Raw genomic sequence first — 26,551 nt, 5'->3', positions numbered from 1 at the left:
ATGCCTGGCGCTGCCTTTCACGCGGGGCGGTCCTTGCACCTTTGATGCTTACGGCGCCGTAAGGTTTCAATCGCAATCATACCTTGGTTCGTGCTACAATTGTCGATTCGTTTTAATCCGTAAACCGTTCATTTTTTGGAGTTTTTCATGGCGATCGAGCGCACCCTGTCGATTATCAAGCCGGACGCAGTGGCAAAGAACGTTATCGGCCAGATCTACAGCCGTTTCGAGAACGCTGGTCTGAAGATCATCGCGTCGCGCATGGTTCATCTGTCGCGCGCCGACGCTGAGAAGTTCTACGCCGTGCACGCCGCACGTCCGTTCTTCAAGGACCTCGTGGAATTCATGATCTCCGGCCCGGTCGTCATTCAGGTGCTGGAAGGCGAAAACGCAATCGCCAAGCATCGCGACCTGATGGGCGCGACCGATCCGAAGAAGGCCGAGAAGGGCACGATCCGCGCTGACTTCGCCGACAGCATCGACGCAAATGCCGTGCACGGCTCGGACGCTCCGGAAACGGCACGTCAGGAAGTCGCGTTCTTCTTCCCGGAAGTGAACGTTTACTCGCGTTAATCGCAACGCCGATCGCACGCCGGTCGGCAAACCGATCCAAGCGTTGGTCGCCGCGCCGGACCAATCGCGCGGTCATCGCGCCGCAACGCAGAAATAGTTGTCACAAAGCAGGAATTGGCGCGAACGGTCCCGGACCCGGTTGATGCAACCGGTCCGGGCTTCGCAATCTGTAAATGGCAGAACTCGACATGACGAGCAGCACCACCGTCAATCTTCTCGATCTCGACGCCGCCGGGCTGGTCGCTTACTGCGGCAGCCTCGGCGAAAAGCCGTTTCGCGCCAAGCAATTGCAGCGCTGGATCCACCAGTTCGGCGCCGACGATTTCGACGGCATGACCGATCTCGCGAAATCGCTGCGCGAAAAACTCAAGGGCCGCGCCACGCTGGCGATGCCCGGCATCATAAGCGACCACGTTTCCTCCGACGGCACCCGCAAGTGGCTGATCGACGTCGGCAACGGCAACGCGGTCGAAACCGTGTTCATTCCCGAAGAAACGCGCGGAACGCTGTGCGTCTCGTCGCAGGCGGGGTGCGCGGTCAACTGCCGGTTCTGCTCCACCGGCAAGCAAGGTTTCTCCCGTAATCTGACGACCGCGGAAATCATCGGCCAGTTGCGCATGGCGGAGTTCGCCCTGCGCAAGTCGCTCGGCCGCGAAGTCGGCGGGCCGGGCAAGGGCGAGCGCGTCGTCACGAACGTCGTGATGATGGGCATGGGCGAACCGATGCTGAATTACGACGCCGTCGTGCCGGCCATGCGCCTGATGCTCGACGACAACGCCTACGGCCTCTCGCGCCGGCGCGTCACGCTGTCCACGTCCGGCGTGGTGCCGATGATGGACCGCCTCGCGGCGGACCTGCCGGTGGCGCTCGCGGTATCGCTGCACGCGCCGAACGATCCGTTGCGCGACATGCTGGTGCCGCTCAACAAGAAGTATCCGCTGCGCGAGTTGATGGCCGCGTGTCAGCGTTATCTGAAGGTCGCGCCGCGTGATTTCATTACGTTCGAATACTGCATGCTGGACGGCGTGAACGACACCGAAGCGCACGCGCGCGAACTGCTCGCCGTCACGCGCGACGTGCCGTGCAAATTCAACCTGATCCCGTTCAACCCGTTCCCCGAGTCGGGCCTGACCCGGTCGAAGAACGAGCAGATCAAGCGGTTCGCGCAAGTTCTGATCGACGCGGGCATCGTCACGACCGTGCGCAAGACGCGCGGCGACGATATCGACGCGGCCTGCGGCCAGCTCGCCGGTGCGGTGCAGGACCGGACGCGGCTCGCCGAGCGCACGAATCGCGCGGGCGGCAAGGTGATCGAGGTGCGCGCGGTCTGACGGCGGCGCGTTCCTGGACGCACCGTCGGGCATGCTAGCCGGCACTGGCGTGTCGCTACAACGAAGTCCATAAATAACAACGAAGCAAGCGCCCCACAGGGCGCGCAAAGCCGAACATTTTGTTATAAAGCGGTCTGCAACAGCGCCGGAGTTGTATCGTTCAGTGCTTTTTGCACTTCACGGCGCAGCAGCGCTATATAAAAGATTCGATGCGAGGAATTTGGGATGAGTGAGCCGCAACACCCGACGCCTTTCGGCAGTCATACCGGCGATCTGTCTGCCACTCAACAGGATGGCCGGACGCGAGTCGACGGGGCGGCATCGGACGAGCGCCAGGCGGGGCCCCTGGACTCGCTGCAGGCAGTCGGCGCGCGTCTCGCGCAGCTCCGGCACGCGAAAGCGTGGTCTATCGACGATGTATCGGCGCGCCTCAAAGTGTCGCCGCAAAAGCTGGCGGCGCTCGAAGAGGGCGATATCAGCCACTTGCCGGACCGTACGTTCGCGGCGGGCATCGTGCGCAGTTATGCGAAGGTTCTGGGCGCTGACCCGACGCCGTTCACGCAGGCGTTTCGCCGTGACGGCGTGCCGGTGGAACACAATCTGAAGGTGCCGGCGTCGTCGGGAGCGGGCTTGCCGCGGGGGCGCGTCTCGGTGCCGCTCGGCAGTTCCTCCGGCCGCAAGCGTTCGTGGCTGTGGGGCGTAGCGGCCATCGTCGTGGCGCTGGCGGCGCTCGCGATGTGGCATACCGGCGGGGATTCGTCGGCGTGGCTCGCCCGGTTGAAGTCGAGTGCGACTCCTGCAGCGATGTCCAGCGACAAGCCCGCCGCGTCGCAAGTCGCGACGCCCGATGAAGCAGCGGCGGCGAATACCGGCGAGGCATCGTTGCCCGAGGTGGCCGCAGCGCCCGGCGAACAGCCGATGCCACGACCGCTCGGCACGAACGCGTTGCCGGCGTCGTCGTCGACGATTGCAGCGGTGCAGGGCGCGAGCGCGGCGGCTGCGGCATCGACCGTCAAGGCTGCGCCGGCGGCTGCGGCGCCGGCATCCGCTGCGGCGGCATCGGCTCCGACGGTCGGAAGCGTGGGCACGGGCGCGAACGCCATCGAATTGAAGGTAAAGGAAGACAGCTGGTTCAACGTGCGCAGCAAGGACGGCAAGGAATTGTTCTCCGGTCTGGTTCGCGCGGGCAGCGCGCAGCGCGTGCAGGGCGAGGCGCCGTTCCGGGTGACCGTCGGGAATGCGAAGGGCGTCGAATCGCTGTCGATCGACGATCAGCCCGTCGATGCAAAGAAGTATTCCGGCGCACGCGGAAACGTCGCGCGCCTGTCGTTGCCCTGACAGGCAGGCAGAGCCGGCCGGCGTCGGTGATTCAGCGTGCGGAAAAACGAGGGGCGTCACGGTTCGGCTGTGACGCCCGTTTGAGGTTCAAACCAAGCGACGGTCGCTGCGCGTGCAGCGCGCCGGTTGCCAAAGGGTTTTTCGATGCAATCCGAAGCTCAATCCCTGATTAGCAGCAAGATTTGTTCGACCGATCCGGTCTTCGGCGGTCCGCTGCCGCGCCGTTCGTCGCATGCGGTGGACGTGCGCTGGGGCGGCCAGCTGGTGACGATCGGCGGCGATGCGCCGGTGCGCGTCCAGTCGATGACCAACACCGACACCGCCGACGCCATCGGCACCGCGATCCAGATCAAGGAGCTCGCACAGGCCGGCTCCGAACTCGTGCGCATCACGGTGAACACGCCGGAAGCGGCGGCAGCCGTGCCGCACATCCGGGAGCAGCTCGATCGCATGGGCGTGACCGTCCCGCTCGTCGGCGACTTCCATTACAACGGCCATTTGCTGCTGCGCGACTATCCCGCTTGCGCCGAGACGCTGTCGAAGTACCGAATCAATCCCGGCAACGTCGGCCAGGGCGCGAAGCGCGACACGCAATTCGCGCAGATGATCGAAGCCGCGATCAAGTACGACAAGCCGGTGCGGATCGGCGTGAACTGGGGCAGTCTCGACCAGGACCTGCTCGCGCGCATGATGGACGAAAACGCCGCGCGCGCGAAGCCGTGGGACTTGCAGAGCGTCATGTACGAAGCGCTGGTCCAGTCGGCGGTCGGCTCGGCGGAACGCGCCGTCGAACTGGGACTCGGGCGCGACAAGATCATCCTCTCGTGCAAGGTGAGCGGCGTACAGGACCTGATCGCGGTGTATCGCGAACTGGCGAAGCGCTGCAGCTTCGCGCTGCATCTCGGGCTGACCGAGGCGGGCATGGGCTCGAAGGGCATCGTGGCTTCGACGGCCGCGCTTTCCGTGCTGCTGCAGGAAGGCATCGGCGACACCATTCGGATCTCGCTGACCCCGGAGCCGGGCGGCGCGCGGACGGGCGAAGTGGTCGTCGGGCAAGAAATCTTGCAGACGATGGGCCTGCGGTCGTTCACGCCGATGGTCATCGCGTGTCCCGGTTGCGGCCGCACGACGAGCACGCTGTTTCAGGAACTGGCGTCGCAGATTCAGACGTATCTGCGCAACTCGATGCCTGAATGGCGCGACCAGTACCCCGGCGTCGAGAAGATGCACGTCGCGGTGATGGGCTGCATCGTCAACGGGCCGGGCGAGTCGAAGCACGCGAATATCGGCATCAGCCTGCCCGGTTCGGGCGAGAATCCGGCCGCGCCTGTGTTTATCGACGGCGTGAAGGTCAAGACGCTGCGCGGCGAGCGCATCGCCGAGGAATTCCAGCAAATCGTTAGCGATTACGTCGAGCGCACTTACGGCCAGCGCGTCGAGACGTCCGCGGCATCACTTTAAAAACAGATGACTGAACAGAAGAAACGGCTTCCGAAGCTGAGCGGCGTGAAGGGCATGAACGACATCCTCCCGCAGGATGCCGCGTTGTGGGACTTCTTCGAAAGCACCGTCAAGTCGATGCTGCGCGCATACGGCTATCAGAACATTCGCACGCCGATCGTCGAGCATACGCAGCTTTTCACGCGCGGCATCGGTGAGGTGACCGATATCGTCGAGAAGGAGATGTACAGCTTCACCGACGCGCTCAACGGCGAGCACCTCACGATGCGTCCCGAGAACACGGCCGCCGTCGTGCGCGCGACCATCGAACACAATCTGCTGTACGACGGCCCGAAGCGCCTGTGGTACATCGGCCCGATGTTCCGCCACGAGCGTCCGCAGCGCGGACGGTATCGGCAGTTCCATCAGGTCGGCGTGGAAGCGCTCGGCTTTGCCGGTCCGGATACGGACGCAGAAATCATCATGATGTGTCAGCGCCTGTGGGACGACCTCGGCCTCACCGGTATCCGCCTCGAACTGAATTCGCTTGGTCAGGCGCAAGAGCGCGCGGCGCATCGCAAGGAACTGATCGCCTATCTGGAAAAGCACGCCGATTCGCTGGACGAAGAAGCGAAGCGCCGTCTCTATACCAATCCGCTGCGCGTGCTCGACACGAAGAACCCGGCGATGCAGGACATCGCGCAGAACGCGCCGAAGCTCGTCGATTTTCTGGGCGAGGAGTCGCGCAAGCACTTTGACGGCGTTCAGCGTCTGCTGAAGGCGAACAACATTCCGTTCACCGTCAATCCGCGTCTCGTGCGCGGCCTCGACTACTACAACCTCACCGTGTTCGAATGGGTCACCGACAAGCTCGGCGCGCAAGGCACGGTGGCGGGCGGCGGCCGCTACGATCCGCTCATCGAGCAACTGGGCGGCAAGCCGACGGCGGCGTGCGGCTGGGCGATGGGCGTCGAGCGCATTCTCGAACTGCTGAAGGAAGAGAATCTCGTGCCGGAAGCCGAAGGCACCGACGTGTACGTCGTGCATCAAGGAGAGAAGGCGGCGGAGCACGCGTTCATCGTTGCAGAGCGGCTACGCGACACGGGGCTGGACGTCGTTCTGCACTGCAGCCCGGATGGCGCACCCGCGAGCTTCAAGTCGCAGATGAAGAAGGCGGATGCGAGCGGCGCGGCGTTCGCCGTGGTGCTCGGTGAAGACGAGCTCGCGCAGGGGATGATCGGCGTGAAGCCGCTGCGCCGCACCGGCGACGAAACGGCCGATGCGCAAAAGAACGAGCAAGTGAACGTTCCGGCGGAAGACTTGACCGAATACCTAATCAATGCGATGGTTGCATCCGCCGACGAGGACGCCTGACAAACAGGCATCGATCGGATCAAGAGCCGCGCGCATCGTGGAGATCGGTTCGATCCCGCCATCGCGCAACGCTCAGGATGAGCAATGAGACGCAGGAAGGAATAGCTGGACGATGAGTTACCACGACGAACAAGAATCACTGGAAAGTGTGAAGGCCTGGTGGGCCAAATGGGGTAACGCCACGACGTGGATCGTGCTCGTGGCGCTCGTCGTTGCGGCCGGTTTCAACGGCTGGAATTACTGGCAGCGCCGTCAGGCGGCCGAGGCTTCTGTGCTCTACGACCGGCTGCAGCAAGCCGCGAACGGCAACGATCAGAAGCTCGTCGCGCGTGTGGCGTCGGACATGGAAGACAAGTTCGGCGGCACCGCGTACGCGCAAATGTCGGCGCTCGCGGCGGCCAAGTCGCTCTATGCGGCGGGCGATTCAGCCGGCGCGAAGGCGCAACTGCAGTGGGCCATCGACCACGCGAAGGACGACGAGTACAAGCAGATCGCGAAGCTGCGCATGGCGCTGATCCTGCTTGACGAAAAGAGCTACGACGCCGGCCTGAAGCTGCTCGCCGACGCCCCGCTCGATGCGTTCAAGGGCGTCGTCGCCGACCGCCGAGGCGATCTTCTCGCGGCGCAAGGCAAGCGCGACGACGCGCGCACCGCCTACAAGACGGCGCTCGACACGTTGCCGAAGAACGACACGGCCACGCGGCAACTGATCGAGTTCAAGCTCGATGCGCTTGGCGGCTGATCGCTGACGAGCGGCGGTTCCGCCCGTCACCTCGTGCAAGCGCCAACGCAATTTCGCCAATCAAGCCGCCGCGCCGCGCATCGCCATCGAGCGAAAACGCGGCTGCGCCGGTCAACCGAATTCACCCATTCATGTTGCGTCCACCGATGATTCATTTGAAACGCTACGCCGTGCCCTTCGCCTGCGCGATGACCGTCCTGCTGGCCGCCTGCGCGTCCACCAAGGACGAGCGCCGCGTGCCGACACCGCTCGTCAACATCAAGCCGGTGCTCAACGTCACCCAGGCATGGAAAGCGAGTGTCGGCAAGGCCGGCCGTTATCTGTTCGCTCCGGTCGCCGTGGGCGATGCGGTCTTCGCCGCGGGCGAGAACGGCACCGTCGCGAAGATCGACGCGAAGACCGGCCAGGAAGTCTGGCGCACGAAACTCAAGGACGATCTCTCGGCGGGTGTCGGAAGCGACGGCAACCTGACGGCCGTCGGCGGCCTGAAGGGCTCGGTCTACGCGCTCGGACCGGACGGCAAGCAATTGTGGACGGCCACGGCGCCGGGGGAAATCATTTCGCCGCCGCTCGTCGGCAACGACCTCGTGGTCGTGCGGACCATCGACGGCAAGGTTATCGCGTTCAGCGCGCAGACCGGCGAGCAGAAGTGGATATTCCAGTTGCGCGCCGTGCCGCTGAATCTGCGCGTGGCAGCAGGCATGACGTTCGCCGGCAATCAGGCGGTGCTCGCGGGCTTCCCGGGCGGCAACTTCGCGGCGATCAATCTGCAAACGGGCGATGCGTACTGGCAAGCGCCGGTGTCGTATCCGAAGGGTGTGACGGAAGTGGAACGCATCAACGACGTGACCGGCGCGCCGGGTCTCGTCGGCGCGCAAACCTGCGCGGTGACGTTCCAGGGCAAGATCGGCTGCTTCGATGCGAACTCGGGCCGTCCCGTCTGGGAAAAGAACTTCTCGAGCGATAGCGGCCTCGCGCAGGACGAGCAGATCGTCGCGGCCGGCGACGACTGGTCGGTGGTCAACGCGTTCCGCGCATCGGATGGCGCGCCCATCTGGAAGAACGACAAGCTGAAGAGCCGTCAGGTCAGCGTGCCGTTCATCCTGGGCCGCGCCGTCGTCGTCGGCGACTACAAGGGCTTCGTGCACTTCCTGAGCGTGGACAACGGCGAGATCGTCGGCCGCGCGCCGACCGATGGCAGCCAGATCACCGCGGCGCCGGTGCTGGCGGGCAACACGCTCGTCGTGCAGACGCACGATGGCGCGCTGTACGGCTTCCGTCCGCAGTAAGCGTCACGCAGCGCTTCGTCCTTCGCGGGACGAAGCGCAGTCGGAAAGACCGGCGCCCGTGGCGCCGAGACCCCGAACGGGTTGCAGAACGAGGGCGCGACATCCGTTCGCGCTCGACAAGAAAGCCCGCTCAGCCGGGCATGAAAGAACAAGGCGCGCGATGCCGCGCAACAAGAGCCCGCGCACGGCACCGGCCGATTCACGGCGCCGGCGCCTGACAGCGGCGTGCGCTGCAAAGCGGCGGGCCGAATCCATGCTAATTTTCGACAAGCGCAGCCATTCTCGCGGCGCAAGCGGCGAAGACGCCGACCCGCGCGTTTCGCACATCGCCTGCGTTCAACTGTGAACAAACTCTGATGAAACCCGTGATTGCCCTCGTCGGGCGCCCCAATGTGGGGAAATCGACTCTCTTCAACCGGCTGACGCGCTCGCGCGACGCGCTCGTCGCCGATCTGCCCGGTCTCACGCGCGACCGCCACTACGGCGAAGGGCGCGTGGGCGGGGAACGTCCGTATCTCGTCGTCGATACGGGCGGTTTCGAGCCGGTCGCGAAGGACGGCATCCTGCACGAGATGGCGCGTCAGACGCGGCAGGCCGTCGAAGAAGCGGATGTCGTCGTGTTCATCGTCGATGGACGCAATGGGCTCGCACCGCAGGACAAGTCCATCGCCGACTATCTGCGCAAGACCGGCCGGCCGCTCTTCCTGGTGGTCAACAAGGCCGAAGGGATGAAGTACACGGCGGTCGCGTCGGACTTCTATGAACTCGGTCTCGGCGATCCCCGCGCCATCTCCGCAGCGCACGGCGACGGCGTCAGCGAGATGATCAACGACGCGCTCGACATCGCCTATGCCGGTCAGCCGGAAGAAAGCGAGGAAGAAAAGGCGCAGCACGGCGTCAAGATCGCGATCGTCGGGCGGCCGAACGTCGGCAAGTCGACGCTCGTCAATACGCTGATCGGCGAAGAGCGCGTGATCGCGTTCGACATGCCCGGCACCACGCGCGATTCGATCTATGTTGATTTTGAGCGGCAAGGCCGCAAATACACGTTGATCGACACGGCGGGTTTGCGTCGCCGCGGCAAAGTGTTCGAAGCGATCGAGAAGTTCTCGGTGGTGAAGACGCTGCAGTCGATCTCGGATGCCAACGTCGTGATTCTCCTGCTAGACGCACAGCAGGACATCTCCGATCAGGATGCGCATATCGCGGGTTTCGTCGTCGAACAGGGACGCGCGCTCGTGGTCGGCGTGAACAAGTGGGATGGGCTGGATTCGCATGTGCGCGAGCGCACCAAGGCCGATCTCACGCGCAAGCTCAAGTTTTTGGACTTTGCTAAATTTCACTACGTCTCGGCGCTGGAGAAGACCGGCATCGGCGCGCTGATGAAATCGGTCGACGACGCCTATGCCGCCGCGATGGCGAAGCTGCCGACGCCGAAGCTCACGCGCGCGCTGATCGAAGCCGTGGAGTTTCAGCAGCCGCGCCGCCGCGGGCCGGTCAGGCCGAAGCTGCGCTACGCGCATCAGGGCGGGCAGAATCCGCCGATCATCGTCGTGCACGGCAATGCGCTGGATGCAGTCACCGATACCTATAAGCGGTATCTGGAAGGGCGCTTCCGCGAAACTTTTGGGCTGGCCGGCACTCCATTGCGCATAGAGTTTCGCTCGAGCAAGAACCCTTACGCGGACAAAGAGTAACTGCCGCGGAGCCAAGTGTTTCGGGCCGGTTGGCCGAATGGCCGGTCTGGTGCGGAAACGAAAATCGGCTATAGTGTAGCGATTGTCGGCGGATCTCTTTTTCTTCGTCACAATACTTCTAACCTGCAAAAAACACGGAGTTTGCTATGAGCAACAAAGGGCAATTGTTACAAGACCCGTTTTTGAACGCACTGCGTAAAGAGCACGTGCCGGTGTCGATCTATTTGGTCAACGGCATCAAGCTTCAAGGGAACATCGAATCGTTCGACCAGTACGTCGTGTTGCTCCGGAATACGGTCACCCAGATGGTCTACAAGCACGCCATTTCCACGGTCGTGCCGGCTCGCCCGGTGAATTTCCACCCGGACGCTGAATCGTCCTAACCTCGTTGCGGCCGGCGCGCCGTTGCCATTCCGAATTCGAATATTGCGCAACTCGCCGGTCGCTTCAAAAATTATCCAGACATAATTTGATTAACGCAGCGCTCGTCGGCATCGACTTCGGCAAGATCGATTTCGAAGCCAGCCTCGAAGAACTCAGCCTGCTCGCAGAAAGTGCGGGCGCCCATCCTGCCGTTACGCTCACCGGCCGTCGGTCCAGTCCGGACGCCAAAATGTTCATTGGCAGCGGAAAGGTCGAAGAACTGCGCCTTTCCTGCGAAGCGAACGACGTCGAACTCGTAATCTTCAATCACGCGCTCGCACCCGCGCAGCAACGCAATCTCGAACTTGCGTTGAGCCGCCGCGTGGTCGATCGCACCAGTCTCATCCTCGATATCTTTGCGCAGCGCGCGCGCAGCCATGAAGGCAAGCTGCAGGTCGAACTCGCGCAATTGCAGTATTTGTCCACGCGGCTGATTCGCGCCTGGACTCACCTCGAACGTCAGAAAGGCGGGATCGGTTTGCGCGGTCCCGGCGAGACGCAGCTCGAAACCGACCGCCGGCTGATCGGCGAGCGCATCAAGGCGCTAAAGACGCGTCTTGCGAAGCTGCGCCGCCAGCACGGCACTCAGCGCCGGCAGCGCGAGCGCAACCAGACGATGTCTGTGTCGCTCGTCGGCTATACGAACGCGGGTAAGTCGACGCTCTTCAACGCGCTGACCAAGGCGCAGGCGTATGCCGCGAACCAGTTGTTCGCCACGCTCGACACCACCTCCCGCCGCGTGTTTCTCGGCGAAGAGGCGGGCCATGTCGTCGTGTCGGATACCGTGGGCTTCATCCGCGAGTTGCCGCACCAGCTCGTCGCGGCGTTTCGCGCGACGCTCGAGGAAACCATCCACGCCGACTTGCTGCTGCACGTGGTGGATGCCTCCAGCTCCGTGCGCCTCGATCAGATCGATCAGGTGAACGAGGTGTTGCGCAGCATCGGCGCGGACTCGATTCGCCAGATTCTCGTCTTCAACAAGATCGACGCCGTGCCCGAACTTGCGGCCCGCGGCGAGGCGGTTGAAAGGGATGAGTATGGTAATATTTCGCGCGTCTTTTTGAGCGCACGCACGGGTCAGGGACTCGACGCACTGCGCGCCGCCATCGCCGAAATCGCTTCAGCGGAAGCAGGCGAACCCGAAGAAAGCATGCCGAGCGTATTGGCCGAAACCGGCGAGCCGGCACAGGCCTCAGAAGCCACGCAATCCACGCAGTCCGGGCCGAACGAGACACACGACGCGAACGCGCAGCCGGAAGACCACCGGCCAGCCGGAGAACGTGACGGCCACAAGGTTCCCGAACACGGACACTGAACTGCTCCGCATGACCCGCGGCATCGAACCGGCTGTCTAATGGTGAATCACCGAGTGAACGATTACAACGAGCGGACTAACAGGCAGCGCATGCATGCCGTCTTTTCGATCAACGATCCGCGCTGGGGGCGGGGCGAGGGCGACGGCGTCAAGAACGATTCCAAGCGCCCGCAAGACGGCAAGCGCGGTAACGGCAAGGAAGAAGGCCCGCCGGATCTTGATGAAATGTGGCGCGAATTCAATCGCCGGATTGCGGGCATTTTCGGCCGCAAGCCGAACGGCGGCATGCCGCGCGACAACGGACGGGGCACGCGCATCGGCGTGGGCATCGTCATTGGCGTGCTGATCGCGATCTATCTCGGCAGCGGCGTGTTCGTCGTCCAGGATGGACACGTCGCCGTGGTCTCGCAGTTCGGGCAGTATCGGCAGACGGTGACGCAAGGCATTCACTGGCGCCTGCCGTACCCGTTCCAGTCGCACGACATCGTCGATACGTCGCAGGTGCGCTCCGTCGAAATCGGGCGCGGCGCGGCGCTGTCGCAAGGCAATGTGCGCGATGCATCGCTCCTCACGAACGAAGCGGACATTCTCGACGTGCGCTTCGCCGTGCAGTATCAGATCAAATCGCCGACCGACTTCCTGTTCCGCAACGTCGATCCCGACCAGAGCGTCACCGAGGCGGGGCAGGCTGCGATCCGTGAAATCGCTGGCGCCGCGACCACCGACGACCTGCTTTACAAGGACCGCGAAGCACTTCGTCCGCGGCTGACCGAATCCATCCAGCGTTCGCTCGACGCCTATCGTACCGGCCTGCAAGTGACGGGCGTCACCGTGCAGAGCGTGCAGGTGCCGACTCAGGTGCAGGCGGCGTTCGAAGAAGCATCGCGCGTGCGGCAGGACAACGAACGCGCCCGCGATACCGCCGAGGCCTACGCGAATCAGCTGCTGCCCCGCGCGAAGGCGGATGCCGCGAAGATGGTCGAAGAAGCCACTGCGTACAGCAATCGCGAGGTCACGCAGGCTCAGGGCGACGCCGAGCGTTTCAAGGAGGTCTACGCGGAATACTCGAAGGCGCCGGCGCTCATTCGTCAACGCATGTACCTGGACACGATGCAGCAGATCTACTCGCGCACTACAAAGGTCTTCGTGGATAGCAAGGCAGGCAATAACGTGATTTATCTGCCGCTCGACAAGCTCGTCGATGCGAACCGTCAGCAGGCGAAAGACACAGCGGCGAATACGGGGGCCGCAGCGTCGGCTGCCGTGGAAGCGCAGGTGCGTCCGCAGGCCGCCGCGCCTGCTTCCGCGCCGGCCGCGCCCGCGACGGCGGCGCCCGCAAGCGGTGCAAGCCCCGCAAGCGGCGCCAGTGCCGCCAGTGGCGACCCGCTGCGCTCGCGCGATGCGTTCCGCTCGCGCAGCCGTCAAGACGACCTGCAGTAAGGAGCGCGAACATGAATCGAATCATTGCGCTCGTCGTCGCAGTCGTCATCGTGCTGTTCATCGGTTCGTCGATGGTCTTCACCGTCGACGAACGGCACGCCGCCATCGTTGCCGCTCATGGCGACAGCAACCCGCGCCTCGACGGTCCCGGCCTGCACTTCAAGCTGCCGCCGCCGTTTCAGACGCTCACGCTGATCGACACGCGCACGCTCACCATCGACGAGAGCGGGGCGGACCGCTTCACGACGTCGGACAAGAACGAAGTGCTGGTGAACACGGTCGTGAAGTATCGCGTGGCCGATCCGCTCAAGCTCTTCGTCAGTAACGAGAAAAACACGCAGACCGCCCAGGAGCGTTTGATCGCGCTTGCCCGGACGGCACTGGCGAGCGCGTTCGCAAACCGCTCACTGACCGATGCGCTCGGCAACCAGCAGGCACTCGAAAGCGAGGCGCTGAAGGCCGTGGAAAGCGCGGCCGGTGCATTCGGCGTGCAGCTCGTCGATCTGCAAATGACGCGTATCGACTTTCCGTCGGCGGTGGCCGAGTCCGTCTACAAGCGCATGATCGCGGCGCGCCAGCAGGCGGCGGCGAACGAGCGCGCGAAGGGTACGGCTCAAGCCGACAAGATCAAGGGCGATGCCGAACGCGAGCAACAGCAGATTCTCGCCGATGCCTATAGTCAGGCGCAGTCGATCCGTGGCGAAGGGGACAGCAAGGCGGCGGCCATCGCAGCCGACGCATATGGACGCGATCCGCAGTTCTATCAGTTCTATCAGAGCCTCGAGGCGTACAAGAAGACGTTCAAGCCGGGCGACGTGATGGTGGTCGATCCGAGCAGCGATTTCTTCCGCTTCATGAAAAGCCCGAACGGCGGTGCGGACGCATCCGCTGCCGCAGCCAAACGCTGACCGTACCTGCGCCGCGCGCGAAGTGAACCAACAATCGCGCGGCGCCTTCTTCCCATGAACATGGTCGAGACGATACTGCTCGCTCTTGCGTTGATGCTCATTATCGAAGGCATGTTTCCCTTCGTCTTTCCCACGGCCTGGCGCGACACGTTTCGCCGTATCGCCGAGCGGCCGCCGCATCACATCCGCATCGGCGGGTTGATCGCAATGGCGCTGGGGCTGATTCTGTTGTGGATCGCCACGTAAGTCCGTCTGCCGATCTCAGCGCCCGGCGGTGTTCCGCCATTTAGCCTATCTTGTCTCTATCCGCCCAATGCGCGCCGTGCCGAGCGCCGCGCGCCCAAGCAGGAAACGTATCGATGTCCACCTGGTTGCTTCCCGAAAATATCGCCGACGTGTTGCCGTCGGAAGCCCGCAAGATCGAAGAGCTGCGCCGCCGCCTGCTCGACCGGTTTCGCTCGTATGGCTATGAGCTCGTCATGCCGCCGATGCTCGAATATCTCGAATCGCTGCTGACGAGCGGGGGAAGCGACCTCAATCTGCGCACGTTCAAGCTCGTGGATCAACTGTCCGGACGCACGCTCGGCCTGCGCGCGGACATCACGCCGCAGGTCTCGCGCATCGACGCGCACTTGCTGAACCGGCAGGGTGTGACGCGTCTTTGTTACGCGGGTGTCGTGCTGCATACGCGTCCGCGCGGCCTGCACGCCACGCGCGAGCAGATTCAGATCGGCGCCGAAATCTACGGCCACGCGGGACTCGAAGCGGATCTCGAAATTCAGCAACTGATGCTCGATTCGCTGCATCTCGCGGGGTTGTCGAAGGTGCGTCTCGACTTGTGTCATGCGGGCGTGCTCGCGGCGCTGCTTGAACTGGAACCGGCGGCGGCATCGCTCGGAGAAGCGCTCTACGACGCGCTTGCCAGCAAGGACGTGCCGCGTCTCAACGAACTGACGGCGCATCTTAGCCACGTGCCGCGCGAGGCGCTGCGTGCGTTGCCGTCGCTCTATGGCGATGCCTCGGTGCTCGAGATGGCGCGCGCGCGTCTGCCGAATCTGCCGGTGATCGCCCGTGCGCTCGACGATCTCGCGTTTCTCGCCGCCCGCGCGGACGGCGCCGAACTGATGATCGATCTGGCCGATCTGCGCGGCTACGCGTACCACAGCGGCGTGATGTTCTCCGCTTACGTCAACGGCGTGCCGAACGCGGTCGCGCGCGGCGGCCGTTACGACAATGTCGGCTCGGCGTATGGCCGTGCGCGGCCCGCGACGGGCTTTTCGCTCGACCTGCGCGAAGTGGCGCGCATCTCGCCCGTCAACGCACGCGGCAGCGCCATCCTCGCGCCGTGGAAGCATGAGGAACCGTTGCGCGCGGCCGTCGCGGCGCTGCGCGATGCCGGCGAAGTCGTGATTCAGGCGCTGCCGGGCCACGAACACGATCTCGACGAGTTCGCGTTCGATCGCGTGCTCGTGGAGCGCAACGGGCAATGGGCGGTGGAAGAGCGTTCCGGTGCCTGAGCGCCGAGGACTTTTCGCCAGGACACGCGCGAACGTGGCCTGATCGCGGCATGCATCCCGAAAAACTCGGAAACGGCCGCGAACATAGGTAAAATGCGTTTTTAACCAGCTAACGAATCAACATGTCTGCCAGTGCAGTGAATGTGAACCCGGGGCGCAACGTCGTCGTGGTGGGCACCCAGTGGGGTGACGAGGGCAAGGGCAAGATCGTCGACTGGCTGACGGACCATGCCCAGGGCGTCGTGCGCTTCCAGGGCGGCCACAACGCCGGCCACACGCTCATCATCGGCGGCAAGAAAACCATCTTGCGCCTCATCCCGTCGGGCATCATGCGCGCGGGCACGGCCTGCTACATCGGCAATGGCGTCGTGTTGTCTCCGCAGGCGCTGTTCAAGGAAATCGACGAACTGGAAGCCGCGGGCATCGATGTCTGCCAGCGCCTGTTCGTTTCCGAAGCCGCCACGCTCGTTCTGCCGTACCACGTTGCCATCGACCAGGCGCGCGAAGCCAAGCGCGGCGCCGGCAAGATCGGCACGACCGGTCGCGGCATCGGCCCGGCGTACGAAGACAAGGTTGCCCGTCGCGGCCTGCGCGTGCAGGACCTGTTCGATGCGCCGCTCTTCGCCGAACGCCTGCGCGAAGCGCTCGACTTCCACAACTTCGTGCTGACGCAATATCTCGGCGCGGCCGCAGTTGACTATCAGGAAACGCTGGACACCATGCTCGGCTACGCCGACCGTCTCGCGCCGATGGTCACGGACGTCTCCCGCCGTCTGTACGACGAAAACCACGCCGGCCGCAATCTGCTGTTCGAAGGCGCGCAAGGCACGCTGCTCGATATCGACCACGGCACGTATCCGTATGTCACGTCGAGCAACTGCGTGGCCGGTGCCGCGACGGCTGGCGCGGGCGTCGGTCCGCAGAAGCTCAACTACATGCTCGGCATCACGAAGGCGTATTGCACGCGCGTCGGCGCGGGCCCGTTCCCGAGCGAACTGTACGATGCGGACAATCCCAAGCGTCAGGACCCTGTCGGCGTGACGCTCGCCTCCGTCGGCAAGGAGTTCGGCTCCGTCACGGGCCGTCCGCGCCGCACCGGCTGGCTGGATGCAGCCGCGCTGCGCCGCTCGATCCAGATCAACGGCATCACGGGCCTGTGCATGACGAAGCTTGACGTGCTGGATGGCCTCGAAGAAGTGAAGCTCTGCGTCGGCTACACGCTCGACGGCAAGACGCTCGACATCCTGCCGCGCGGCGCATCGGAAGTGGCGCGCTGCGAGCCGGTCTACGAGACGTTCGGCGGCTGGAAGGAAAGCACGGTCGGCATCACGCAATGGGACAGCCTGCCCGAGAACGCGCGTGCTTACCTCACGCGTGTGCAGGAAGTGGCGGGCGTGCCGATCGACATGGTGTCGACCGGTCCGGATCGCGACGAAACCATCCTGCTTCGTCATCCGTTCAAGGTCTGAGGGCACCGAGCCTCGGCCTGAACGGACGCTGTAAAGAATGTGGCCGCTTCATGCGGCCACATTTCGTATATAACCGCACTAATGCAATCGAAAGAGCCTCACCATGATCGCGATGACCGACCCGCGTAACGACGAAAAGAACCTTTGGGTCAACTGGGACGAATATCACCGGTTGATCGAACTTCTCGCGCTGAACGTGCACGAGTCGGGATGGAAGTTCGACAAAATCCTCTGTCTCGCGCGCGGCGGCTTGCGCGTCGGCGACCAGCTTTCGCGCATCTACGACCTGCCGCTCGCCATTCTCGCGACGAGTTCGTATCGCGAGGCCGCGGGCACGCAGCAGGGCGACCTCGACATCGCGCAGTACATCACGATGACGCGTGGCGAACTGTCGGGCAACGTGTTGCTCGTCGACGATCTCGTCGACTCCGGCGTCACGCTCGCGCGCGTGCAGGACCATCTGAAGGAGCGCTATCCGGCGATCACGGCGGTGCGCTCGGCGGTGCTGTGGTACAAGGCGTGCTCAAAGGTCAAGCCTGACTACCACGTGCAGTTTCTCGAGACGAATCCGTGGATTCATCAGCCGTTCGAGGAATGGGACACCGTGCGTCCGCACAACCTCGGCGCGTGGATCAAGCGCGGCACGCAGAACGGCCGCGTGTAAGGCATCGGCGTTCTCTTTTTTGGTTCGATGCGCTGCGCCGTTGCGCCGGGTGGTCTCCCGACGCAACGGCGTTTTGCTTTCCGGCCGCGTTCGACCGTGACCGCGATGCGAGTGCGCACGCGCGCCGCTTACGCTTACGGGGCACGATGCTAAACTCTCACTCGCGTCTCTCGTGGCGCATCAGCAACATGCGGGCAGACGTTTTTGCGTGCGACGTTAGATAGAATGGCGTTCGGTTTTCTTCCGCCCTGGACGGATATCTCGCTTTTATGACTAACTTGACTCACGCGCAAGAGCGCAAACAGCCTTTGCCTTCGCTTGCGCTCGCGGCCATCGGCGTCGTCTTCGGCGACATCGGCACGAGTCCCCTCTACGCTTTGAAGGAAGCCTTTAGCCCGACACACGGCATCGCGCTTTCGGAAGCCTCCATCCTCGGCGTCATCTCGCTGTTGTTCTGGGCCATCGTGATTGTGGTGGCCATCAAGTACGTGCTCTTCGTCATGCGCGCCGACAATAACGGCGAAGGCGGCGTCTTCGCGATGATGACTCTCGCGTTGCGCAGCGTGAAAGACCCGGGCCGTCTGTCGGGCGTGCTGATGATGCTCGGCATCTTCGGCGCATGCATGTTCTACGGCGATGCGGTCATCACGCCGGCGATGTCGGTGATATCGGCGGTCGAAGGGCTGGAGATCGCCGCGCCCAAGCTCTCGCCCTACGTGATTCCCATCACGATGGTGATCCTCGTCATGCTGTTCTGGATTCAGCGTCACGGCACCGCGGTCGTGGGCAGGCTCTTCGGCCCGATCATGCTGGTGTGGTTCGCCACGCTCGCGGTGCTGGGCGGCTATCACATCGTGCTCGCACCGGGCGTGCTGGTCGCGTTGAATCCGTATTACGCCGTCTCGTTCATGGCCGAGCACGTGCTCCAGGCGTATATCGTGCTCGGTTCGGTCGTGCTGGTGCTGACCGGCGCGGAAGCGCTTTATGCCGACATGGGCCACTTCGGCGTAAGGCCCATCCGCTACGGCTGGTACGGGTTCGTCATGCCGTCGCTGCTGCTGAACTACTTCGGCCAGGGCGCGCTGCTGATGCACTCGCCGAAGGCCATCGAAAGCCCGTTCTTTCTGCTCGCACCGGATTGGGCGCTGCTGCCGCTCGTGATTCTGTCGACGATCGCCACCGTCATTGCATCGCAGGCCGTGATTTCGGGCGCGTATTCGCTGACGAGCCAGGCCATCCAGCTCGGTTACGTGCCGCGCATGAAAATCCTGCATACGTCGGACCTCGCGATCGGGCAGATTTATATCCCGCTCGTCAACTGGATGCTGTTGTTCATCATTCTGTGCATCGTGGTCGGGTTCAAGAGCTCGGAGAATCTGGCAGCCGCGTACGGCCTCGCCGTGACCGCGACGATGCTCGTGACGACCATCCTCGTGTCGGTCGTGATGACGAACCTGTGGGGATGGAACCGCTTTCTCGTCGGCGCGATGATCGCGGTCTTCCTCGTCATCGACATCGGTTTCTTCGGCGCGAGCCTCTTGAAGATCGAGCAGGGCGGCTGGCTGCCGCTGTGCATCGGCGGGGCGCTCTTTTTCCTGCTGATGACCTGGTACAAGGGCCGCATGATCGTGAAGGATCGCACGGCCGCCGATGGCATTCCGCTGATGCCGTTCCTGCAAGGCTTGCTTGCGCACCCGCCGCATCGCGTGTCGGGTACGGCCATCTATCTGACCGGCAGCGATTCGCTCGTGCCCGTCAGCCTGCTGCACAACCTGAAGCACAACAAGGTGCTGCACGAGCGGACCATCTTCCTGAATTTCATCACGCGCGATATTCCTTATGTGGACGACGCGCACCGGCTGGAAGTGAAGGACGTGTCGGGTGGTCTCTTCCTCGTGAAGGCCGCGTATGGCTTCAACGAGACGCCCGATGTGAAGGCCGTCCTCGAACAGATCACGCGCACGCACGCGATGACTTTCGAGCTGATGGACACGTCGTTCTTCATGGCCCGCGAGACCGTGGTGCCGACGGAGTTGCCCGGCATGTCGGTGTGGCGTGAACGCGTGTTCGCGTGGATGCATCAGAACGCCGCGAAACCGACCGACTTCTTCAGTATTCCGGCGAATCGCGTGGTCGAACTGGGGACGAAGATCGAAATCTGAGCGCCGCGACGACCAAACAAAAAACCCACGCACTGCGAAGTGCGTGGGTTTTTTATTGTCAGCGTAGTCGCTTACCGTTTCAGCTTCGCGAAAGCCGCGGCCATCGCGCCGCCTGGTTCCGGCTCCCGGCGCTGGTTGCGCTGCGCATCGCGCCCGCCGCTGGCGCCGCGACGATCCTGCCCGCCGCGCGCCGCCGATGAACCCGCGCCGCCGCCCGCCGATGCGGGCGCGAAATCGTCATCGAGGCGCATGGTCAGCGAGATGCGCTGGCGCTTCACATCGGTTTCGAGCACCTTGACCTTCACGACCTGACCCGCCTTCACGACTTCATGCGGGTCCTTGATGAACTTCGTCGACAGCGCCGACACGTGCACGAGACCATCCTGATGCACGCCGATATCGACGAACGCACCGAATGCCGCGACGTTCGTCACGACGCCCTCGAGCACCATGCCCGGCGCGAGGTCGGAGATTTTCTCGATGCCTTCGCGGAACGTCGCCGTCTTGAACTCGGGACGCGGATCGCGGCCCGGCTTTTCGAGCTCGGCGAGAATGTCGCGCACGGTCGGCAGGCCGAAGCGATCGTCGACGAACTCGGCGGCCGTCAGCCCCGCGAGGGCTTCGCGCTTGCCGAGCACATCGCCGACGTGCTTGTTGATCTTGGCGAGAATGCGCTGCACGACCGGATACGCCTCCGGGTGCACCGATGAACGGTCGAGCGGATTCTCGCCGTTGTTGATGCGCAAGAAGCCCGCAGCCTGCTCGAAGGTTTTGTCGCCGAGACGCGGGACCTTCTTCAGGTGCTCACGCGACGGGAACGGCCCATTCGCGTCGCGATAGTCAACGATATTGCGCGCGAGCGTGGCGTTCAGGCCCGACACGCGGGCGAGCAGGGCGACGGACGCCGTGTTCGCATCGACGCCGACGGCGTTCACGCAGTCTTCGACGACCGCGTCGAGCGATCGCGCCAGTTCGCGCTGATTCACGTCGTGCTGATACTGACCGACCCCGATGGCCTTCGGCTCGATCTTGACCAGTTCGGCGAGCGGGTCCTGCAGACGCCGAGCGATCGATACCGCGCCGCGCAGCGATACGTCGAGCGCCGGAAACTCCTTCGCCGCCAGTTCGGACGCCGAATACACCGACGCGCCCGCCTCCGACACGACGATCTTCTGCAGCTTCAGATCCGGGTGCTTCGCGATCAGTTCGCTTGCGAGCTTGTCGGTTTCGCGCGACGCCGTGCCGTTGCCGATCGACACCAGTTCCGCCTGCGTTGCGCGTGCGATCCGCGCGAGCTTCGCGATGGAGCCGTCCCAGTCGCGGCGCGGCTCGTGCGGGTAGATCGTATCGGTGGCGAGCAGCTTCCCGGTGCGATCGACGACGGCGACCTTCACGCCGGTGCGCAGGCCCGGATCGAGACCGATCACGGCCTTCGGACCCGCGGGGGCGGCGAGCAGCAAGTCTTTGAGATTGCGCGCGAAGACGCGAATGGCTTCGTGCTCGGCTTCTTCGCGCAGCTGCGTGAGCAGTTCGTTCTCGATGTGCGGCTGCACCTTCACGCGCCAGCACCAGCGGCAGACATCGGAGAGCCACTTGTCGGCGGCGCGTCCGCGACTGGCGATGCCGACGTGCTGCGCGATCATCGCTTCGCACGGGTGCGGCACCTGCGCGTCCAGCTCCTCGCCGAGTCCGAGCTTGACGGACAGCACGCCCGCGTTCCGGCCGCGGAACAACGCGAGCGCGCGATGCGACGGCACGGTGCGGATGGTCTCGCTGTAGTCGTAGTAATCGCGGAACTTCTCGCCTTCCTCGCCTTGCTTGCCGTCCACGACGCTCGACATCACGCGGCCCTGATTGAACAGGTAATCGCGCACCCTGCCGAGAATCTCGGCCGTCTCGCCGAACTGCTCCGAAAGGATGTCGCGGGCGCCGTCGAGTGCGGCTTTGGTATCGGCGACGCCTTTTTCGGCATCGACGAACTTCGACGCCTCGGCTTGCGGATCGAGCGTCGGGTCGGCGAGCAGGGCCGCTGCCAGCGGCTCGAGGCCGGCCTCGCGGGCGATCTGCGCGCGCGTGCGGCGCTTCGGCTTGTACGGCAGATACAGGTCTTCGAGCACCTGCTTGCTGTCGGCGCCTTCGATCGCGCCGCGCAGTTCGGCGGTCAGCTTGCCTTGCTCGTCGATGCTTTGCAGGATCGCGGCGCGGCGGTCTTCCAGCTCGCGCAGATAGAGGAGCCGCTCTTCGAGCGTGCGCAGTTGCGTGTCGTCGAGATTGCCGGTCACTTCCTTCCGATACCGGGCGATGAACGGGACAGTCGAGCCTTCATCGAGAAGCTGCACGGCGGCGGCGACCTGGCGCGGCTGCACGGTGAGTTCGGTGGCGATGCGCTGTACGATCTTGAGTGCTACGGTTTCCGTCATGATTCTGCGCTGTCTGCTGGCTCGTCGGGGAAGCGGCGGCGGGGCATGCTCCGGGCTTTTCTGGATGCGCGCGTGCGTGCGCTTCTGTGCGCCGCCGGACGCTGTGACGAGCGATGGGCCGGGTTGCTGGAGCGGGGCATTTTGCCATAAATGCCGGAGCGCTCCGGCGCGCGGTGATAGAATTTCGGGACCGCGCAAGCCCCTTTTTTCCCTTCGCGCACCTGATTCCTTATCACGTTGCCGTTCATCAATTTGCTCAACTTTCGCTCTTCAAAGGCCCCGCGAATTGCGCTGGCCGTTTCGTCGATAGGCGCGCTTCTGGCGCTCGCGACGCAGCCGGTAATCGCGCAGACGGCTAATGCGCCGAGTTCGACGACCGCCGCGATGGCGCAGTCGCCCGATGCGGCCGAGAGCGACGCCGGCAAGCCCGACGAGGCGTTGCGAGCCGACTACGACAGGCGCCAGAAGGCGCTCGACAGGCGGACATCGGAGAACGACTATCGCTACGGCGTGAAGCAGCACAACTGCTACAGCGCTTTCTTCGTCAACCACTGTCTCGACAATGCGCGCACCGAAATGCGGGAAGCGCGTCAGCAGATCCGCCAGGAACAGCTCGCGCTCGACGACGAGCAGCGCACCGAACGCGCGAAGGAGCGCGATCGGCAAACGGCGTTGAAACAGGCGCAATACGAAGCCGAAGCGCCGCAACGCGCGGCCAACGAGAAGGCGAATCAGCAGGCGTACGAGGACAAGCAGCGCCAGAATGCGCTGGCCGCCGCCCAGCGCGACGCCGATGCGCCGCAGCGTGCGGCCAATCAGGCCGCGTACGACCGGAAGCAGGCCGACTACCAGAAGAAGCTCGACGAAGCCCGTGCGCGGGGTGTCGCCGAAGCGCAGGAGCGCGAGCAGAAGGCGCAACGTTTCGAGCAGAAGCAGCAGGAAGCTGCGCAGCATCGCGCCGAGGTGGAAGCGCGTCAGAAGGAAGCCGCGCGCAAGCAACAGGAAAAGGCGCAGCAAGCGCAGCAGGAACAGCTGAAGCAGCAACAGCAGCAGCAGCAACAGCAGCAGCAGGGAAAGTAGCGCCGCAGGGCGCGGCGCGATGGTCGACGGCGATGCATGGGACCGGACTAAGCGCTAAAGCGCTAAGTCCGGTCAACAGCTTTGCATGGGACCGGACTAAGCGCTAAAGCGCTAAGTCCGGTCGACAGGAGGCGAGGATGCAGCAGCGATTGAACGCACCCCGACAATCCGCCGCGGATGCCGCTCTGATCCGCGATCGAATCGCGCAGTTGCAGGAAGAGCATCACGGCCTGGACACGCTCATCGACAAGCTGTCCGGCATCGACGATCTCGAATTGCGCCGTCTCAAAAAGCGCAAGCTCAAGGTCAAGGACACCATACTCCTGCTGCAATTGCAGCTGGACGCCGACTCGCACTAGGCCGCTTCGCGCCGTGCCGGAGCCACGCGCTCGCTGGCCGCACGCGCCGCCGGCGGCGCGGCGCATTGCACAACCCGCGGTATCCGCAGAATTCGCAGAATCGAGCTCCCTTTGAACTCTCCCGTCCCATCCCCCGACGCCGCGAACACGCCGTTCTCACTGACGGACAAGCGCCGCGTCGAACTCGATGCAATCTTCTCCGCCGAAGGCCTGCTCGCGCGCGCGATCGACGGCTATCGGCCGCGCGCGTCGCAGATCGAAATGGCGCGCTCCGTCGCCGCCGCGATGGAAGCGTCCGGCCGCGCAATGCCCGAGCCCGCGATGTTCGAAGCGCAGCGCCGTCCCGCGCGCAAGCTCGGGCCATCGGACAAGCCGTATGCCCCCGACGAGACGCCCGCCGACGACGTCGGCATCGCAACCGCGAAAGCGGCCATCGACGGCGGCGAGAACACGCTCATCGTCGAAGCAGGGACCGGCACCGGCAAGACCTACGCCTACCTGGTCCCGGCCATGTTGTGGGGCGGCAAGGTCATCGTCTCGACCGGCACGAAGCATCTGCAAGACCAGCTTTTTCAGCGCGACATCCCGACCGTGCGCGATGCCCTCGCCGTGCCCGTCTCGGTCGCGATGCTCAAGGGCCGCGCGAACTACCTCTGCCACTATTATCTGGAGCGCACCGCCGATAACGGCCGCCTGCCGTCGCGGCAGGACACGTCGCATCTGCAGGAGATCGTCCGTTTCGCGAAGATCACGCGCACCGGCGACAAAGCCGAACTCGCAAGCGTCCCCGAAAACTCGCCCGTCTGGTCGATGGTCACGTCCACGCGCGACAACTGTCTCGGCCAGGAATGCCCGCATTACAAGGATTGCTTCGTGATGCAGGCGCGCAAGGAGGCGCAGCAGGCGGACGTGGTCGTCGTGAATCACCACCTGTTCTTCGCCGACGTGATGTTGCGCGACACCGGCATGGCCGAACTCCTGCCGATGGCCAACACGATCATCTTCGACGAAGCGCATCAGCTCCCGGAAACCGCAACGCTTTTCTTCGGCGAGACGCTCTCGACGACGCAACTGCTCGAACTCGCCCGCGATACCGTCGCCGAAGGTCTGAGTCACGCTCGCGACGCGGCCGACTGGACCAAGCTCGGCGCCGCGCTGGAACGCGCCGCACGGGATTTGCGGCTCGCGTTCAAGGAAGATTCGGCGCGCTTCTCGCTCGGTCAGCTTCCCGACGGGCATCCGCTGTTCGACGCGCTCGATACGCTCGAAACGCATCTCGATGCGCTCGCGGCGGCGCTGTCATCGCATGCGGAGCGGGCGGAATCGCTGCAGGCGCTCGTGCGCCGCGCGCGCGAGTTGCAGGACCAGCTCTCGGGCTGGACCACGCCGCCGACGCCGCTGGAGCGCGCCGTCGTCGAGGACGAGGACATCGCGAAAGAAGCCGCGAAGGAAGAGCCGAACGAGATGGTGCGCTGGATCGAAGTGTTCTCGCACACCGTTCAGCTGCACGAGACGCCGCTGTCGGTCGCGCCGATCTTCGCGAAACAGCGCGCCGGCGTGCCGCGCGCGTGGATTTTCACGTCGGCGACGCTGTCGGTGCGCGGCGACTTCACGCATTACGCGGCGCAAATGGGTCTGAACGCGCGCCGCTCGATGACGCTTCCGAGCCCGTTCGATTACCCGTCGCAAGGCCTGCTCTACGTGCCGCGCAATCTCCCGCAGCCGTCGTCGCCGCAGTTCACCGACGCCGTCTTCGAAGCCGCGTTGCCGGTGATCGAGGCGGCGGGTGGCGGCGCGTTCGTGCTGTGTACGACGCTCCGCGCGGTCGATCGCATCGCTTCGCGTCTGCGCGATGTGATCGAGCGGCGCGGCTGGGACAATCCGCTGCTCGTTCAGGGCGATGCGAGCCGCACCGAACTGCTCGATCGCTTCCGCGCGTATGGGAACGCGATTCTCGTCGGCAGCCAGAGTTTCTGGGAAGGCGTCGATGTGAGAGGGGATGCGCTGTCGCTCGTCGTCATCGACAAGCTGCCGTTCGCGCCGCCCGACGATCCCGTGCTCGCCGCCCGCCTCGACGCGCTCACGAAGAAAGGGCTGAGCCCCTTCGCGGTGCATCAGTTGCCGCAGGCGGTCATCACGCTCAAACAGGGCGCAGGCCGCCTGATTCGCGCCGAAACCGACCGCGGCGTGCTGATGATCTGCGACACGCGCCTCGTCGACAAGCCCTACGGACGGCGAATCTGGCAGAGCTTGCCGCCGTTCAAGCGCACGCGTGAACTGGACGTCGTCCGCGCGTTTTTCAGTGATTCGCCGACTTCCGCCGTGGAACTGGCCGACTAGCGGCCGTCGCGATGCGTTCGATGTTCGCGACCGCCTGAGCGACGCGCGCGCTCGCGTCCGTGGTCGATGGCGCTCGCGCCGGCGCTTGCCTGAAACGCATGGAAAGGCTGCCGTATGCGTCGCCGTAGCTCCGCGCTTCTCGTGGCGGATTGCCGGATGCCGCGCGCTCGCTCGCTTCGTCGTTACCCGCCGAAAGGTTCGCAACGATACGCGCATTGGTGATCGTGCCGGCCTTGATGCGAATACCGTTCGCCGCCATCACGCCGTTCACCTCGGCCAGCAGCGCCGCCGCCGATTGCTGCGACTGAAGAACGCTCCGGAATTGCTGAATTGCCCGGGCGTCAGGCGCGATCGGGCATTTTTCATCGATGCGCGCGAAACGCCTGAACGCGAGGCTGTCGATGAGCGCATCCTCGCAAGCGCGATCCGACAGACCGAACCAGCTCTGGATGAAACAGACGCGCAACATGCGCTCGATGCCTGCGGGAAAGCGCTCGCCGCCATCGCGCCGGTGCTGCTTGACGATGGCGCACAGGCGCGGCCACGGAAGCAGCAGGTCCATCGCATCGAGGAACTCGTCTCGCTGCGTGAGCCTGGGTTGCGTCGCCGGAGCTGATTTGTTGCGCAAGGAGGATGCGGCCATGCTGATCTCTTTTAGTTTTCGTCGAGT

22 protein-coding genes are annotated in these 26,551 nt (G+C 64.2%); 20 read left to right on the top strand and 2 right to left on the bottom strand.

Translation table 11 applies throughout. The features are described from left to right. Window positions 1–147: 147 nt before the first annotated feature. The 17 genes from ndk (at window position 148) to P9255_RS26805 (ending at window position 19,682) form a co-directional block, all read left to right on the top strand. Complete coding sequence (gene ndk, locus P9255_RS26885; protein ID WP_244794611.1) at window positions 148–573, top strand: nucleoside-diphosphate kinase; 426 nt, start codon at window positions 148–150, stop codon at window positions 571–573. 188 nt (window positions 574–761) lie between these two features. Further along, window positions 762–1,904 carry a 23S rRNA (adenine(2503)-C(2))-methyltransferase RlmN gene (gene rlmN / locus P9255_RS26880; protein ID WP_309764721.1) on the top strand — a complete coding sequence of 381 codons (1,143 nt, stop codon included), beginning with the start codon at window positions 762–764 and terminating at the stop codon, window positions 1,902–1,904. Between the two features lie 225 nt (window positions 1,905–2,129). Continuing rightward, on the top strand, window positions 2,130–3,242 hold the full coding sequence (locus P9255_RS26875) for a helix-turn-helix domain-containing protein (RefSeq protein ID WP_309790703.1): 1,113 nt from the start codon (window positions 2,130–2,132) through the stop codon (window positions 3,240–3,242). A gap of 144 nt (window positions 3,243–3,386) precedes the next feature. Further along, window positions 3,387–4,703, top strand: coding sequence for a flavodoxin-dependent (E)-4-hydroxy-3-methylbut-2-enyl-diphosphate synthase (gene ispG, locus P9255_RS26870; protein ID WP_309790702.1), 1,317 nt, complete (start codon window positions 3,387–3,389; stop codon window positions 4,701–4,703). A gap of 6 nt (window positions 4,704–4,709) precedes the next feature. Then, on the top strand, window positions 4,710–6,056 hold the full coding sequence (hisS, locus tag P9255_RS26865) for a histidine--tRNA ligase (protein WP_309764724.1): 1,347 nt from the start codon (window positions 4,710–4,712) through the stop codon (window positions 6,054–6,056). A 112-nt stretch (window positions 6,057–6,168) separates the two neighbouring features. Beyond that, entirely contained in the window at window positions 6,169–6,798 is a 630-nt protein-coding gene (locus tag P9255_RS26860; RefSeq protein ID WP_309764725.1) for a tetratricopeptide repeat protein, read from the top strand. A gap of 146 nt (window positions 6,799–6,944) precedes the next feature. Then, a complete protein-coding gene (gene bamB / locus P9255_RS26855; protein WP_309790701.1) occupies window positions 6,945–8,087 on the top strand; it encodes an outer membrane protein assembly factor BamB in 1,143 nt (380 codons plus the stop codon). Between the two features lie 356 nt (window positions 8,088–8,443). Beyond that, the gene (der, locus tag P9255_RS26850) at window positions 8,444–9,784 is read left to right on the top strand and encodes a ribosome biogenesis GTPase Der (RefSeq protein ID WP_309764727.1); all 1,341 of its coding nucleotides are present in this window, start codon (window positions 8,444–8,446) and stop codon (window positions 9,782–9,784) included. 146 nt (window positions 9,785–9,930) lie between these two features. Beyond that, window positions 9,931–10,167, top strand: coding sequence for an RNA chaperone Hfq (hfq, locus tag P9255_RS26845; RefSeq protein ID WP_006999489.1), 237 nt, complete (start codon window positions 9,931–9,933; stop codon window positions 10,165–10,167). An 86-nt stretch (window positions 10,168–10,253) separates the two neighbouring features. Beyond that, the gene (hflX, locus tag P9255_RS26840) at window positions 10,254–11,522 is read left to right on the top strand and encodes a GTPase HflX (protein ID WP_309790700.1); all 1,269 of its coding nucleotides are present in this window, start codon (window positions 10,254–10,256) and stop codon (window positions 11,520–11,522) included. A 54-nt stretch (window positions 11,523–11,576) separates the two neighbouring features. Further along, the gene (hflK, locus tag P9255_RS26835) at window positions 11,577–12,962 is read left to right on the top strand and encodes an FtsH protease activity modulator HflK (protein WP_309790699.1); all 1,386 of its coding nucleotides are present in this window, start codon (window positions 11,577–11,579) and stop codon (window positions 12,960–12,962) included. A gap of 11 nt (window positions 12,963–12,973) precedes the next feature. After that, window positions 12,974–13,870, top strand: coding sequence for a protease modulator HflC (gene hflC / locus P9255_RS26830; protein WP_309764730.1), 897 nt, complete (start codon window positions 12,974–12,976; stop codon window positions 13,868–13,870). A 54-nt stretch (window positions 13,871–13,924) separates the two neighbouring features. Then, entirely contained in the window at window positions 13,925–14,116 is a 192-nt protein-coding gene (locus tag P9255_RS26825) for a DUF2065 domain-containing protein (RefSeq protein ID WP_309764731.1), read from the top strand. Between the two features lie 113 nt (window positions 14,117–14,229). Further along, window positions 14,230–15,387, top strand: a complete 1,158-nt coding sequence (locus tag P9255_RS26820) for an ATP phosphoribosyltransferase regulatory subunit (protein WP_309790698.1) — start codon at window positions 14,230–14,232, stop codon at window positions 15,385–15,387. Between the two features lie 122 nt (window positions 15,388–15,509). Beyond that, the gene (locus P9255_RS26815) at window positions 15,510–16,856 is read left to right on the top strand and encodes an adenylosuccinate synthase (protein WP_309790697.1); all 1,347 of its coding nucleotides are present in this window, start codon (window positions 15,510–15,512) and stop codon (window positions 16,854–16,856) included. Between the two features lie 103 nt (window positions 16,857–16,959). Further along, window positions 16,960–17,520: a phosphoribosyltransferase gene (locus P9255_RS26810; protein WP_040050125.1), complete on the top strand. Its 561-nt coding sequence runs from the start codon at window positions 16,960–16,962 to the stop codon at window positions 17,518–17,520. A 269-nt stretch (window positions 17,521–17,789) separates the two neighbouring features. Beyond that, window positions 17,790–19,682 (top strand): potassium transporter Kup, encoded by a 1,893-nt coding sequence (locus tag P9255_RS26805; protein WP_309764734.1) that lies wholly within the window; start codon window positions 17,790–17,792, stop codon window positions 19,680–19,682. Between the two features lie 71 nt (window positions 19,683–19,753). On the opposite strand, the gene P9255_RS26800 is transcribed toward P9255_RS26805, so the two are convergent. Beyond that, complete coding sequence (locus P9255_RS26800) at window positions 19,754–22,102, bottom strand: Tex family protein (protein ID WP_309790696.1); 2,349 nt, start codon at window positions 22,100–22,102, stop codon at window positions 19,754–19,756. Between the two features lie 237 nt (window positions 22,103–22,339). Here P9255_RS26800 and P9255_RS26795 point away from each other — a divergent pair, with 237 nt between their 5' ends. The 3 genes from P9255_RS26795 (at window position 22,340) to P9255_RS26785 (ending at window position 25,881) form a co-directional block, all read left to right on the top strand. Further along, window positions 22,340–23,182: a colicin transporter gene (locus P9255_RS26795; RefSeq protein WP_309790695.1), complete on the top strand. Its 843-nt coding sequence runs from the start codon at window positions 22,340–22,342 to the stop codon at window positions 23,180–23,182. A 137-nt stretch (window positions 23,183–23,319) separates the two neighbouring features. Continuing rightward, window positions 23,320–23,541, top strand: a complete 222-nt coding sequence (locus P9255_RS26790) for a DUF465 domain-containing protein (protein ID WP_309790693.1) — start codon at window positions 23,320–23,322, stop codon at window positions 23,539–23,541. A 111-nt stretch (window positions 23,542–23,652) separates the two neighbouring features. After that, window positions 23,653–25,881, top strand: coding sequence for an ATP-dependent DNA helicase (locus tag P9255_RS26785; protein WP_309790692.1), 2,229 nt, complete (start codon window positions 23,653–23,655; stop codon window positions 25,879–25,881). Here P9255_RS26785 and P9255_RS26780 read toward each other — a convergent pair. Beyond that, window positions 25,841–26,524, bottom strand: a complete 684-nt coding sequence (locus tag P9255_RS26780; protein ID WP_309764739.1) for a transposase — start codon at window positions 26,522–26,524, stop codon at window positions 25,841–25,843. The genes P9255_RS26785 and P9255_RS26780 overlap by 41 nt on opposite strands. Between the last annotated feature and the right edge of the window lie 27 nt (window positions 26,525–26,551).

This window comes from Caballeronia sp. LZ019 (genome assembly GCF_031450825.1).
Lineage (GTDB): Bacteria > Pseudomonadota > Gammaproteobacteria > Burkholderiales > Burkholderiaceae > Caballeronia.
The sequence above is the reverse complement of the archived record's forward strand: the minus strand, read 5'-3'. Positions and strand labels throughout refer to the sequence as shown.